The 12,519-nt window shown below is 71.4% G+C and carries 11 protein-coding genes; 5 read left to right on the top strand and 6 right to left on the bottom strand.

Translation table 11 applies throughout. The features are described from left to right. Positions 1–104: 104 nt before the first annotated feature. Genes cobO through ACQP2E_RS25060 form a run of 3 tightly spaced genes read left to right on the top strand, consistent with a single transcriptional unit; the run spans position 105 to position 2,430 of the window. Entirely contained in the window at positions 105–704 is a 600-nt protein-coding gene (cobO, locus tag ACQP2E_RS25070) for a cob(I)yrinic acid a,c-diamide adenosyltransferase (RefSeq protein WP_433825380.1), read from the top strand. Beyond that, on the top strand, positions 698–2,044 hold the full coding sequence (locus ACQP2E_RS25065; protein WP_433825379.1) for a cobyrinate a,c-diamide synthase: 1,347 nt from the start codon (positions 698–700) through the stop codon (positions 2,042–2,044). The genes cobO and ACQP2E_RS25065 overlap by 7 nt, the downstream gene beginning before the upstream one ends. Further along, positions 2,041–2,430 carry a cobalamin biosynthesis protein gene (locus ACQP2E_RS25060; protein WP_433825378.1) on the top strand — a complete coding sequence of 130 codons (390 nt, stop codon included), beginning with the start codon at positions 2,041–2,043 and terminating at the stop codon, positions 2,428–2,430. The genes ACQP2E_RS25065 and ACQP2E_RS25060 overlap by 4 nt, the downstream gene beginning before the upstream one ends. 52 nt (positions 2,431–2,482) lie before the next feature. Here ACQP2E_RS25060 and ACQP2E_RS25055 read toward each other — a convergent pair whose 3' ends face one another. From ACQP2E_RS25055 to ACQP2E_RS25045, 3 genes are all read right to left on the bottom strand, one after another. Beyond that, positions 2,483–2,809: a hypothetical protein gene (locus ACQP2E_RS25055; protein ID WP_433825377.1), complete on the bottom strand. Its 327-nt coding sequence runs from the start codon at positions 2,807–2,809 to the stop codon at positions 2,483–2,485. Positions 2,810–3,932: 1,123 nt separating this feature from the next. Beyond that, positions 3,933–5,408 carry a glutamate--cysteine ligase gene (locus ACQP2E_RS25050; RefSeq protein ID WP_433825376.1) on the bottom strand — a complete coding sequence of 492 codons (1,476 nt, stop codon included), beginning with the start codon at positions 5,406–5,408 and terminating at the stop codon, positions 3,933–3,935. Between the two features lie 169 nt (positions 5,409–5,577). After that, positions 5,578–6,099 (bottom strand): hypothetical protein, encoded by a 522-nt coding sequence (locus ACQP2E_RS25045; protein ID WP_111647828.1) that lies wholly within the window; start codon positions 6,097–6,099, stop codon positions 5,578–5,580. A gap of 222 nt (positions 6,100–6,321) precedes the next feature. Between ACQP2E_RS25045 and ACQP2E_RS25040 the strand changes: the two genes are divergently transcribed. Both ACQP2E_RS25040 and ACQP2E_RS25035 read left to right on the top strand, forming a co-directional pair. Next, positions 6,322–8,478, top strand: a complete 2,157-nt coding sequence (locus ACQP2E_RS25040; RefSeq protein WP_433825375.1) for a hypothetical protein — start codon at positions 6,322–6,324, stop codon at positions 8,476–8,478. Positions 8,479–8,609: 131 nt separating this feature from the next. Beyond that, positions 8,610–9,758, top strand: a complete 1,149-nt coding sequence (locus tag ACQP2E_RS25035) for a SigB/SigF/SigG family RNA polymerase sigma factor (protein WP_433834046.1) — start codon at positions 8,610–8,612, stop codon at positions 9,756–9,758. 36 nt (positions 9,759–9,794) lie between these two features. Here ACQP2E_RS25035 and ACQP2E_RS25030 read toward each other — a convergent pair whose 3' ends face one another. The 3 genes from ACQP2E_RS25030 to ACQP2E_RS25020 all read right to left on the bottom strand — a co-directional run bounded on the left by ACQP2E_RS25030 (position 9,795) and on the right by ACQP2E_RS25020 (position 12,515). Continuing rightward, positions 9,795–10,511, bottom strand: coding sequence for an ATP-binding protein (locus ACQP2E_RS25030; RefSeq protein ID WP_433825374.1), 717 nt, complete (start codon positions 10,509–10,511; stop codon positions 9,795–9,797). 99 nt (positions 10,512–10,610) lie between these two features. Continuing rightward, entirely contained in the window at positions 10,611–11,336 is a 726-nt protein-coding gene (locus ACQP2E_RS25025) for an ATP-binding protein (RefSeq protein ID WP_433825373.1), read from the bottom strand. 63 nt (positions 11,337–11,399) lie between these two features. Further along, positions 11,400–12,515: a glycosyltransferase gene (locus ACQP2E_RS25020; protein WP_433834044.1), complete on the bottom strand. Its 1,116-nt coding sequence runs from the start codon at positions 12,513–12,515 to the stop codon at positions 11,400–11,402. Positions 12,516–12,519: the final 4 nt, after the last annotated feature.

Here is a 12,519-nt window from a genome sequence, read left to right as displayed (position 1 = left end):
GTGAGCGAGGTGAGCCGGACCGCGCCCGTCAGGGGCGGGTTCTCGGAGAGCCACGGTAATTCGGCGGGACGGGTTTCGGCCCGTACAGAAAAAAGGGTTCTTAAATGCCACAAGGGAAAGTTGCCGTCACGCCGGACGATGGGCTGACCACGCGCCAGAGGCGGCGGCAGGCGGTGTTCGCGGTGCACACCGGGGCGGGCAAAGGGAAATCGACGGCCGCCTTTGGGATGGCGCTTCGCGCGTGGAGTGCGGGGTGGCCGATCGGGGTGTTTCAGTTCGTGAAGTCGCAGAAGTGGAAAGTGGGGGAGGAGACCGCCCTCAAAGCGCTCGACGGCATCAACGACACTCCGGTCACCTGGCACAAGATGGGTGAGGGCTGGTCGTGGATCCAGCGGGCAGGCACGGAGCGTGACCATGCGGCCGAGGCTGCCGAGGGTTGGGCGCAGATCAAGCGGGATCTTGCGGCGGAGACCTACAAGTTCTATGTGCTCGATGAGTTCACCTATCCGATGAAGTGGGGCTGGGTGGACGTCGCGGATGTCGTCGAGACTGTTCAGAATCGGCCAGGCACGCAGCACGTGGTGATCACCGGGCGGGATGCGCATCCGGACCTGATCGCGGCGGCCGACCTCGTCACGGAGATGACCAAGGTGAAGCACCCGATGGACGCCGGTCGCAAGGGTCAGCAGGGCATCGAATGGTGAGCCGGGTCGTGATCGCCGCGCCCGCGTCGGGGCACGGGAAGACGACGGTGGCGACCGGTCTGCTCGCCGCGTTCGCCCGCCGGGGCAAGACGGTTGCGCCGTTCAAAATCGGTCCTGACTACATCGACCCCGGCTATCACGCGCTCGCTGCGGGCCGGCCCGGCCGCAACCTCGACCCGGTTCTGGTCGGTGCGGACCAGATCGGGCCGCTCTTCGCGCACGGCTCGGCCGGCGCCGACATCGCGATCGTCGAAGGAGTGATGGGCCTCTATGACGGCCGCACCGGCGCCGGTGACACCGGATCCACCGCACAGGTCGCTGAGCTGCTCCAAGCCCCGGTGATCCTGGTCGTGGACGCGGCCGCGCAAGGCCGTTCGGTGGCCGCGCTGGTGCACGGATTCCGCAGCTTCGGAACGGTCCGGCTGGCCGGCGTCATCCTGAACAGGGTCGGCTCCGACCGGCACGAGCAGATCCTGCGGGACGCTTGCGAGGAGGTCGGCACGCCGGTGCTCGGTGCGCTGCGCCGATCAGAAGCGGTCGCCGCGCCGTCGCGCCATCTCGGTCTCGTGCCCGCCGCCGAACGCCGCGCAGAGGCACTCGCCTCGGTGGACGCGCTCGCCGCGCTGATCGCGAACGCGATCGACCTGGACGCGGTCGCGGCCGTCGCGCGCTCCGCGCCGCCGCTGGTGGCGACGCCCTGGAGCCCGCTGTCCGAAGATCCGGTTCCAGGCCGTCCGCTGGTCGCGGTCGCCGGTGGCCCGGCTTTCTCCTTCGGGTACGCCGAAACGACCGAACTGCTGGCCGGAGCCGGAGCCGAAGTGGTGACCGTCGATCCGCTTCGTGACGAGTCGTTGCCGCCCGAAACCCGTGCGCTGGTGATCGGCGGCGGATTCCCCGAGGTCTACGCGTCCGAACTGTCGGCGAACGCCCCGTTGCGCGCCTCGGTCGCCGCCCTCGCCGCGACCGGCGGGCCGATCACCGCGGAGTGCGCCGGGCTGCTCTGGCTCTGCACGTCGCTCGACGGCAAGCCGATGTGCGGGGTGATCGACGCCGAGGCGGCCATGACACCCACGCTGACCTTGGGTTATCGGGATGCGGTCGCGCTCACCGACAGTCCTCTCGCGCCGGCCGGCACCCGGGTGACCGGGCACGAGTTCCACCGGACCACGGTGCATCCCCGCTCGGGAATCCTGCTGTCGCCGGCCGCCGGCGCGGCCTGGGCGTGGCGCGGCGCCGACCCGGAAGGGTTCGCGGGCCCCGGCGTACACGCCTCCTACCTGCACCTGCACTGGGCCGGGCATCCGGAGCTGGCGCGCCGGCTGGTACGGGCCGCTGCGTGATCGTTGTCGGTCTGGGGTCGCGGTCGGGGGTTACCACCGCGGCCCTGGCCGCCGCGGTTCGCCAGGTACTTGCCGACGCCGGTCTCGGATTTCCGGACGTCACGGCGCTCGCCACCCTGGATCGGCGGGCTAGCTCCTCCGAAGTGCGTGTTCTCGTCGCCGAGGCCGGCTGGCGGCTCGTCGGGTTCTCCGCCGGCGAGCTCGCCGCCGTTCAGGTGCCGTCACCCAGCGCGACGGTCGCGGCGGTTACCGGCACACCCAGCGTCGCCGAGGCGGCGGCCCTGCTGGCGGCCGGTCCGAACGGTGGCCTGATAGTGCCGAAAAAGATTATCGGAACGATCACCGTGGCTGTTGCGACTGATGTTTCCGAAGGTGCTGTCGAATAGGGTTTCCTGGTCATTTCTAAGAGATGGACTTCCCCTGGTTGGGGTTTATAAATCAATTTGTGCTCGTCGCCTCGACGGGATTCGCGTAGCTGTAGCTGTAGCTGTAGCTGTAGCTGTAGCTGTAGCTGTAGTCGTAGTCGTAGTCGGCACCGTGCTCACCTTGTCGCCCGGCATCTGATCGGACACCGGTCTTGCGGCGAGCACCCGCGCGACATCGGCGTATACGCTGCGCGCCAGCCTCGCGCCGATCGGCGGTGTGATCACCGCCAGCACGGCGAGCCGGCGAGGTGTGCACGGCAGCTCCGGACGTGCCGTCGAACACGATGATCGGCGACGCCCCGGACTCGGCCGTGGACTCGGGCAGCCAGGTCTGGATCAAGCCGGTGGTCGGATCCGCCGAGAAAGCCGGCGTGGCGGCGTGGCGTGGCGGCGTGGCGGCGTGGCCGGGCGGCGTGGCGGGGCGGCGTGGCGGCGTGGCGGGGGCGGCGTGGCGTGGCGGCGTGGCGTGGCGGCGTGGCGTGGCGGGGCGGGGCGGCGGTTTCTCCGTGCGAGGTGCCGCTCGGAGATCTTGTGCGGTTTGGCCGGCTGATCGACCGCGAGTGCACGAGTTTGCGGGGCGTGCGCCCGTGGCATGTCGGTGTCGCGTGGTTGGCGAGTGCTGTGGTGATGCTCTGCCACCGCAGCGGGTGGACGTGCCGGATCTTGGAGACTCGTGGGTGTTCCATGCCCTGTGCTCTATGCCCCACCGGTCTCCACGGTTCGGCCAACGCGGTGCTTCACCGTTTCGACGTGGTGAGCGGGGTGCTTCACCGTTTCGAGGTGGTGAGCGGGGTGCTTCGCGGTTCCGAGGTGGTGAGCGGGGTGCTTCACCGTTTCGAGGTGGTGAGCGCGGTGCTTCGCGGTTCCGAGGTGGTGAGCGGGGTGCTTCGCCGATCTTGTGGAGTTCGGCGAACCGTTTGCGCGTAACTCCGCAAGATCGGCTGGGCCTGTTCGATCTTGTGGAGTTGTGCGGACACGTCTGCGGGGAAGTCCACAAGATCCAGGCAGATCGGGGCGGGTGGCGTGGGGCGGAGCGGGGTCGGGCAGGACGTGGAGCGGAGCGGGGTCGGGCAGGGCGTGGGGCAGCGGGTGAGTTGTGCTGAGCCTGGCGGGACGAGGTCGCACGTTGACGTTGTGTGCGATTTCAGCATCGCCAGGACCGTGATCAGGGCGCACGGAACGCCAATGTGCGACCTGGTCACGGCGTCTGGGGGGTCACCGTGGCCTCTCGCCATCGCTGCTGAGTCGCGGCTGTGGACACATTCGCTGCCGCTGCCGCTGCCGCTGCCGCTGCCTCTGCCTCTGCCGCTGGCAGGGGCGGCGAGCGCACACGTTGAGCGACCTCGAGCCCTCAGCAGAACCCGGCGGCCCCGCAGACCCCGGCTACCCGAAGAGATGGACGAACCCGCCCTCTGGCCGTGCGGCGCCCGGGCGTTCGCACCCTGCCGACAACCAACCTTCAATCAGCTGACCGGCCACTCGTGAACGGGAATGTTGTCGTGCATCAGCGGAAGGTATCTGCGGAGCATCTCGTGCAGGGATCGCTGCCGGTCCTGGCCCTGCGCCTCGAGGCTGTGCAACGTGTCCACCTGCCACGACGCGCCATTGCGATGCAGCAGGCAGCGCTGCTCGATGATGCCGAGCAACCGGTCGCGCTGCGCCGGTGAAACGCCCCACGAGTCCAGGCCCTCGGCCGCCTGGGGCAGGAGCCGGCGCAGCACCAGCTCGGTCACCGGGAGGGTTCCGTGGCCCGGCCAGAAAACGCTGGCGTCGATGCCGTGCCGGGCGCAGTTGTGGAAGTTCTCCTCGGCGGCGCGGAAGCTCATCTGCGTCCAGAGCGGCCGGTCCGCCTCGGCGAGCGAGCGGGTCAGGCCGTAGTAGAACGCCGCGTTGGCCATCGTGTCGGCGACGGTCGGGCCGGCCGGCAGGACCCGGTTCTCCACCCGCAGGTGCGGCCGCCCGTCGACGACCGCGTAGATCGGCCGGTTCCAGCGGTACACGGTGCCGTTGTGCAGGCGGAGCTCGCTGAGTGTCGGGATCTCACCGCGCTCCAGGATGTCGGCCGGATCGTCCACGTCGCAGATCGGCAGCAGCGCCGGGAAGTACCTGACGTTCTCCTCGAACAGGTCGAAGACACTGGTGATCCAGCGTTCCCCGAACCACACCCGTGGGCGTACCCCCTGGGCTTGAATTTCTTCCGAGCGGGTGTCGGTGGCCTGTTCGAAAAGAGGGATGCGCGTCTCGCGCCACAGCTCGCGGCCCAGCAGCAGGGGTGAGTTCGCGCCGAGCGCCAGCTGGATGCCGGCGATCGCCTGCGAGGCGTTCCAGTACGCCGCGAACTGTGCCGGGCTGACCTGGAGATGCAGCTGGGTGCTGGTGCACGCGGCCTCGGGCGCGATGGTGTCGGTGGTGACCGCGAGCCGGTCCACACCGTCGATGCGGATGTCCAGGTCCTCGCCACGAGCCGCGAAGATCTGCTCGTTGAGCAGCTGGTACCTCGGGTTCACGGTGAGCGCCTCGCCGGTGAGGTGCTCGCGTCGCAGGGTGGGCAGGATCCCGATCGTCACCATGTGCGCGCCGGCCGCGCGGGCACGCCGTTCGGCCTGGTTGAGGCTGGCCCGCAGGCTGCGTTCGAGCTCGGCGAAGTCGTCGCCGGCAAGCCGCCGCGGCGGCAGGTTGATCTCGATGTTGAACTGGCCCAGCTCGGTCTGGAAATCCGGATCGGCGATCGCGCCGAGCACCTCGGCGTTGCGCATCGCCGGGTCAGCGTCATCGTCGATGAGGTTGAGCTCGATCTCCATTCCGGTCAGTGGCCGTTCGAACTCGAATCGCGCCTCGCGCAGCATCGTCGCGAACACGTCGAGACTCCGGCGGATCTTCTGCCGGTAGCGGGTCCGGTCCTCACGGGAGAATTCGGTCTGCTCGACTTTCTCACCCACAGCGCACCACCCCTTCAGCCGATGACGGCGTCGGCCTCGGCCTCATGATGACGGTTGTCTATCGACGTTCTCATCATGAGAGCCGGGCATTGTCGCCAGATGGCCAAGGTGCTGACTGACATTGACGAAGAGGACATGGGCGCAGCGTTACCCGCTCGGTGCGAAATTCTCACCTGAGCAGTGCGGCGAGGACCACTCCGAAGATCGTCAAGCCGGCGGCGGCCTGGAGCAGCATGGCCGGGCCGAGATGCGACCAGCGCGTCGGGATGCGCGGCGTGAGCGGCTGCATGGTGGTCAGGTTCACCACTTGCATCAGCTTCACCGGCAGCGTCGGGTCGGCCTGCGGCTGGGTACGCACCTGGACCAGGTCACCACGGTGCAGCGCCGACTGCGGCAGCTGACCGTGCATCTCGATCTCGTACGTCTGCCCGAGGTCGTCACGCAGGCGCACCGGCGTGACCAGGAACTCCGGGCCTTTCCGGAGTTCTTTCAGGGTGCGCCGGGCCGGCCTCATCCGCAGCAGCGAGCCGATCATCTGCGCGATCCCGGCCGTGAAGAACACAGCCATGGCGAGGGCGCGGCCAACGCGTACCTCGCGGGTGTACGAAGCCTGGAAGCCGACGAAACGGCCGGTGATGATCGGACTGACATGCCGGAGGATTCGCTCACGGTGCAGGTCGGTGTCGTCCATGGGGGGTCACCTCCTGGATATTTCTTCATGTTACGGAGAGAACTCGCTTCAGCACCGTGAGTGAATTAACTCTGCTTACCTCCACTCCTCGCCGGGCGCGGCCGCTTCGCCGGGAATTCCCCACCGATCTGCGGAAACCCGCCCTCGCGGTACCCCCGCCGGGGTGAACTGGTCCGGGGACGCGTGCACCCGGCGCGTCCCGTGACGGGGGGGCGGAGTCCAGTGGCGTCGACGAATGCGTACGTGAAACCGGAGAGCGTGCTGGCACGCACCGCGCGCGAGATGGTCGAGGCGCACACCGGCGGTCCCGGGACGGTCCTGTGTCCGGTCTGCGGCGAGCGGCATCCGTGCCGCACCGCCCTCTCCGCGGCCGAGGTCCTGGAAGCGGCCGGTCTGGCCGAGGCGTCCGGCCTCCTGGCGGCGAGCCGCCCCGCCTGGTCCTCCGCCGAGCCCGATCCCGAACCATCGGCGCCTCCGTGGGCGGTCGCCACCCCGCAGGACCCGCCGTACTGGACGCCGCCGGCGACGTCAGCCGCGGAAACCCCCACATCTCCCACCCCCGCGGGCCTCTCCTGGTCGCCGTCGCCCGAGCCCGCCGGGATCGTTCCGCCCGTCCCGGATCCGGCGACGCCGCCATGGAACCCAGGACCGGACGCGACCTCACCGTGGGCGCAGGCTCCGGCGAGCGACATCGCGCTGCCCGCAGCGCCTTCTTCGGTCCCCGTGGGTACGGGTGAAAGCTCCAGTCCCCGCCTGCCATGGCCCCTGATCGACGGGCCGAGCCGAGGCCCGCAAGCCCTCGCCGACGAGCCCTCCGGCACCGTGCTGGACCCCGCTCGCGCACCGGGAACACCGGCGCCGTTCCCGCTCGCCCCGGCCGCCGTCGACGCCGCCGCCCCCGCCGTCGACATCCCCGCCCCCGCCGTCGATGCCCCCGCCCCGGCAGCCCCGAGCGGGCCGGCCGGACCGTTCGCATCCGGACCGTTCGCGTCGGGCCTGTCGCTTCCGCAGACCATGCCGTCCGCCGCGTCGCCGATGCCTGCTGCCGGCTTCTCGGCCGCGACGCCGGGTCAGGCCCCCTCCCTGGACAGGCCGTTCCCCGCTCCTGTTCCGGAGGGGCCGTCGGCGGGTGCGTTCCCCGGGCTGCCGAGGGCGGATCCTCCGTGGGCTCAGCCCACCTCAGGCGACTCCATCGGCCAGCCGGCCCGCCGCCCGCCGCTGCCGCCGCCCGCCTCCGAGACAGTGCCGGACCAGCCATCCTTCGGCGCGCCGGCGGCCCAGCCACCCTTTGGCGCGCCGACGGGCCAGCCCTCCTTCGCCTCGCCTCCGCCTCTGCCGGACCCCGAGGAAAACCTGGCAGAGCCGGCCTTCGGCGCGGTCCCGGCGCTGGGTCAGCCGTTCTCCGGGGCGTCGCCCGGGCAGCCGGCCGGCGTGCCCTTCTCGAACGCCTCGCCTAATGATCTTGACGACCTGATGCGGCAGCCGGCGGCCTACAGCCAGCAGAACAGTCCGCTCGACGCCCCGCGTTTCCCCCGCTCGGCCCGCTCGGCGGCCGGCCCGCAGGGCACCCCGGCGGGGCTGGGACTCCCGGCCGAGCCCCGGGGCATCGTCTCCAGCGACGCACCGGCCGACTACCTGCCCTCCGTCGCGATGATGACCGGCGACGCGGTCGCGCAGCCGGGCATGCCGCCAGCTCCGGGAATGCCGCCCGCTCCCGGAATGCCACCGGCTCCCGGAATGCCACCGGCTCCCGGAATGCCACCGGCTCCCGGCGTGCCCCCAGCTCCTGGCATGGCGACCGCTCCTGCCCTGGTGAACGCCCCGACCTCACCCGCCAGCTCCGGCCTGCCCGGTGCTCCGGCCGCGCCCGGTGGTTCCGGCCTGCCCGGTGGGCCGGCGTCGGCGGGGGCCGCGCTCAAGCGCCCGCCGCTTCAGGCTCCCGACATGGGTCAGAGCCAGCCCGGGCCGAACGCCGTTCCCAGCGTCGCCGGCCCTGGCACCGGCACCAGTCTGGGGCCTGCCGGTCCGGGAACCGGCACCAATCTCGGCCACGCGGGTCCGGGCGCCGGACCCGACGCGGGTCCGGGCGCCGCGCCCGCTCGGAAGCGTCCGGCGCTTCAGGCACCGGACATGGGGCAGCACAACCCGGCCGGTCACCCGGCGCTTCAGGCGCCTGACCTCGGACAGCCCGCGCCGGCCGCCGTTCAGCAGAACATCGCGCCGGCCGCCGCCGTTCAGCAGAACACCGCTCCGGCCGGCCGCCCGGCCGCGGGAACCGACGGGCCGCCGCCGCGGGCCGGAAAGACCGGTCCTGACGTTCTCGAGGACCCGGCGAGTGCGCCGTCCGGGCTGCCGGGCCGCCGGAATCGGCAGGGATGAGGGCGTCAGGACGATACCGAAAGTAGTTACCGGTGGTGATTGTTTGAGTCCGGGGCGCAACGGGCACTAGCGTGCCACGCAAGAGCAGTGTCATGCCGTCCTGCCTGGTTCCGGTTGTGGAAAGGCCTGATATGTCCGCGCGCCGCCCCGCCGGCGAGTCTGCCGGCGCCATGTTCGAGGATCTCGACGTGGCCGCGGCCGAGTACGCGGAACGCCGGTCGGCCGCCACCCCCGCGCAAATGGATTCCCTGCGTGAGGACCTGATCCGGCGCTGCCTGCCGTTCGCCGGCCGGCTCGCCCGCCGCTATCGGGGCCGGGGCGAGTGTCTCGAGGACCTGGAGCAGGTGGCCCGGCTCGGCCTCGTGAAGGCGATCGACAGATACGACCCGGAGCGGGGCTCCTTCACGGCGTACGCGGTGATCACCATTTCCGGGGAGTTGAAGCGGCACTTCCGGGACCGCACCTGGGGTGTGCACGTGCCACGCCGGGTGCAGGACCTCAGCCTCGAGGTGGGGCACGCCTCGATGGTGCTGACCAGCGCGCTGGCGCGTACGCCCACGACCGCAGAGCTGGCCGAGCGTCTCGGGGTGAGCGAGGCCGCCGTGCGGGACGCGGTGGAGTCGGCGGCCGGGTACTCGCCGGCGTCGCTGAACGCGCCGGTCTCCGGTGATGGTGTGGCCGAGTTCGGCGACCTGATCGGTGATCTGGACGGCGATCTGGAGTCGGTCACCGACAAGCTGACCGTGATGGAGCTGCTTCTCCGCGTGCCGGCCCGGGAACGCCGGATGCTGGCGATGCGCTTCTACGGCAACCGGACCCAGGCCGAGATCGCCTCCGAGCTGGGCATCTCGCAGATGCACGTCTCCCGGCTGCTGAGCCGGGCACTGTCCTGGCTGCGGGAGGCAATGCTCAGCGACACGCCGCCGCGCTGGGACGGCGGCGAGGGCCGGGCGGCGCCGCACGGCATGCAGGTGACTGTCGACAGGGACGGCGCCACGCTGGTGGTGCGGGTCCGTGGCGAGGTGGACCGGGACAACGCCGAGCGGCTGCGGACGGCGCTGCGCCACGCGACCGGTTCGGGCACGAGCGCGGTCGTTGTCGACTTCGCGGGTGTCCCGCTGATCGACGCGGCCGGTGTCTCGGTGCTGGTCGAGGCGGTGCAGGCGGCCGGGGCGGCGACCGTGGACATCTGCGTCAGCGGCGCGCAGCAGTACGTCGCGCGTACCCTCGCGGTCTCCGGGCTGGAGAACGTCCTGCGGCGAGCGAGCGACCGGGTCTGAGCCCGGCGGAGCCGGCGACGAAGTAAGCGACAGCGATCACGGCCGGCGGCGCAGGGAGGCCCAGACGACCTTGCCGCCCTCGGACGGCAGCCATCCCCAGGCGTCGGCGACCGAGCTGACGAGCAGCAGCCCACGGCCGGCGGTCGACGCGGGTTCGTCCGGACCGCCCGGCTCCGGTGGCCGCGGGGTGCCGTCGCGAACCGCCAGGTGCAGATGCCGGGCCCGCAGCGATATCCGCAGCGACATCATGGTGTGCGCGTGGTCGATCACGTTCGCGACCAGCTCGGTGACGATCAGGCTGGCCGGGGCGATCAGGTCCGGCAGGTCCCAGAGCAGGCAGGCCTCGGTGGCGATGTCCCGGGCGTGCCGGGTGGAACCGCTCACCGGCAGCAGGTCCTCGCTGATCAGCGGCATGGCGCGGCGGCCGTCGCCGAGATGGGCGTATGCCGCGGCAAGGCCGTCGAAGAGCGGCAGCTGGAGCAGGTGGCGCCGGGTGTCCTCGGTGGGGGAGCAGAGCAGCACCGGCGTGCCCGGCCAGCAGGCGGCCTGGCGCCACACCACCGTGAAGACGGTGAGGGCCGAGGGCTGGCCGGCCTCGAGCCCGGCGAGATCGATGAGAAGCGCGTCGGGCTGCTCGGCCAGGCACTTGAGCAGCTGATCCCGCAGCGGCACGACGTCGGCGAGCTGGAGCCGTCCGCTGGTGGACACGACCAGACGTGTGCCATCGGCTCGTACCTCGCACTCGACCGTCATGCCTCCGCCTTCCGAGGGTGCCCGGGTACCCCGGCGACGCGGACCAAAACGCGGGGCGGCGAAAACGTCAGGCAGTCCCCGTCATGACGATAGCGGCGGTCAGACGAGCTGTGTCCACACCACCTTGCCGTCGCTCACCGGGAGGACACCCCAGGCGTCGGTCAGGTCGCGGACCAGGCGCAGGCCACGACCGCCCGCGTCGGTGACCGCCGGGTCGAGGGTCCGGGGCATCAGGAGGCTGCCGTCGCGTACCGCCATGATTATCCGGCCGTCGCGCAGGCCGAGGGTGAACCGCATGGTGGTGTGCGCGTGCCGGACCACGTTCGCGACGAGTTCGGTGGCGACCAGGGCCGCGGTCGCCGCGGCGTCCGGCCGCTGCCATCCGGCGCAGGCCTGGTCGACCAGGTTGCGGACCTGGCGGCAGGCCTCCGGCACGGGCCGCAGCCGGACCCGGATGGCGTTCTGCGCGGGCTGGGCCTCCGCCTCGGCGACCGCGGTGGCACAGTCGTCGGCCATCCGCAGCCCGAGACAGTCGGGCGCGGACGCCAGAGCGTCCCGGGTCGCCTGGCCGGCGCCGCACACCACGATCGGCACCGCCGGGAACTCCGCGGTCTGGCAGACGACGGTGCCGAGCGTGGTGAGCGCGAGCGGGTCGGCGACATGAAGCCGCTCGACATCGAGCAGGAGCTGGGTCGGCAGCACCGACAGACTCCGGCGCACCGCGGCGCCGAGGGCGTCGCCGGTGTTCCGGTCGAGGGTGCCGCTGATCGTGAGGACACCCACCGGCAGGTCCCGTTCCGGCCGGCAGACGAGCTGGCTGGGCATCGGGTCCCGCCTCCCTTTACATACGTCGTGCAGGGGGTGCCCTCGCATCTGGCCCGGCAAACGTCAGGCCGGGTTCCGGATCTGTTCGTAGAGGCCCAGGTAGGCCTCGGCCATCACCGCAGGGGTGAATCGGAGCTCCGCCTCGGCCCGGCAGGCACGCGGGTCGATCGTGGCGGCCTTGCCGACCAGCTCGCCGAGTTCCTCCTCGGAGCTGGTGAGCAGACCGGTCCGGCCGTCTTCGATCAGCTCGGGCAGGCAGCCGCGGGCGATCCCGACAACCGGGGTGCCCAGCGCCAGCGACTCGACCACGGCGGTGCCGCCCGGTTCCTCCCAGCGCAGCGGGAAGAGCGCCACCCGGGCGCGGGCCACCAGCAGGTCACGCTCGCGGCCGGTCGCCGTTCCGATCCACCGCACGCGTACCCCGTCGACGTGCGGCGCGACCTTGTCGCGCCAGAAACGCACGTCGGGGTTGAGCGCAGCGGCCGGGTCACTCTCCGCGGCGGCGAGCTCTTCCATGCTCTGGTACGGGCCGACCGGCCCCGCCAGCACCAGGTCGAACCCGTGCTGGTGCGCGAGACGGGCCGCCAGATCCTGTCCCTTGCCCGGGTTGATCCGGCCGAGGACCAGTGCGTACCCCTCCTTGGACACCTCGATCGGCGGTTCGGCGGCCAGCGGCGTGGCGAGGTGGACGTGCCCGATCGCGTGGTCCCGCAGCGCCTTGGGGGCGCGGGCCAGCTGGGCGGCGGAGACGCCGTTGACGCGTACCCGGTCGCCGCCGTCGAAGCTGGAGTAGAGCTCGGGGTGCTTGTGCAGGTCCCAGTGCAGGGTCTGCAGGCCGGGCGGCGCGTCGTCGCTGAGCGCGGCGAGGGTGACCAGGCCGGCCGCCTCGACGTGGTCGTGGATCAGGTCGATGTCGTCGCGGCCGCGCAGCGCCCGCACCACGGCGTGCTGGTGGGCCTGCACCACGCCGACGGCCTGGTTGTACGGCCGCTGGATCGCCGCGAACTGGCCCTTCTCGAAGATCGACACCCGCTCGTCGGTCTCGATGGTGCTCTCGCCGACGCTGGCGAGGACCACCTCGACGCCGAGCAGCCGCAGCTCCGGCACGAGCGCGGCGACGATGTTCTCGATGCCGCCGTACCCGGCCGGTGGCACCGGCAGCCACGGGCCGGCGTTCATCAGG

Origin of the sequence: Actinoplanes sp. CA-015351 (genome assembly GCF_050955685.1) — a bacterium.
Classification (GTDB): Bacteria; Actinomycetota; Actinomycetes; order Mycobacteriales; family Micromonosporaceae; genus Actinoplanes.
The sequence above is the reverse complement of the archived record's forward strand: the minus strand, read 5'-3'. Positions and strand labels throughout refer to the sequence as shown.

Bases quoted from the DNA above. Each gene is read 5' to 3' on its own strand.
- ACQP2E_RS25030 (WP_433825374.1), bottom strand. From the start codon at position 10,511: ATGACGGTCGAGTGCGAGGTACGAGCCGATGGCACACGTCTGGTCGTG.
- cobO (WP_433825380.1), top strand. From the start codon at position 105: ATGCCACAAGGGAAAGTTGCCGTCACGCCGGACGATGGGCTGACCACG.
- ACQP2E_RS25045 (WP_111647828.1), bottom strand. From the start codon at position 6,099: ATGGACGACACCGACCTGCACCGTGAGCGAATCCTCCGGCATGTCAGT.
- ACQP2E_RS25020 (WP_433834044.1), bottom strand. From the start codon at position 12,515: ATGAACGCCGGCCCGTGGCTGCCGGTGCCACCGGCCGGGTACGGCGGC.
- ACQP2E_RS25065 (WP_433825379.1), top strand. From the start codon at position 698: ATGGTGAGCCGGGTCGTGATCGCCGCGCCCGCGTCGGGGCACGGGAAG.
- ACQP2E_RS25035 (WP_433834046.1), top strand. From the start codon at position 8,610: ATGTCCGCGCGCCGCCCCGCCGGCGAGTCTGCCGGCGCCATGTTCGAG.
- ACQP2E_RS25025 (WP_433825373.1), bottom strand. From the start codon at position 11,336: ATGCCCAGCCAGCTCGTCTGCCGGCCGGAACGGGACCTGCCGGTGGGT.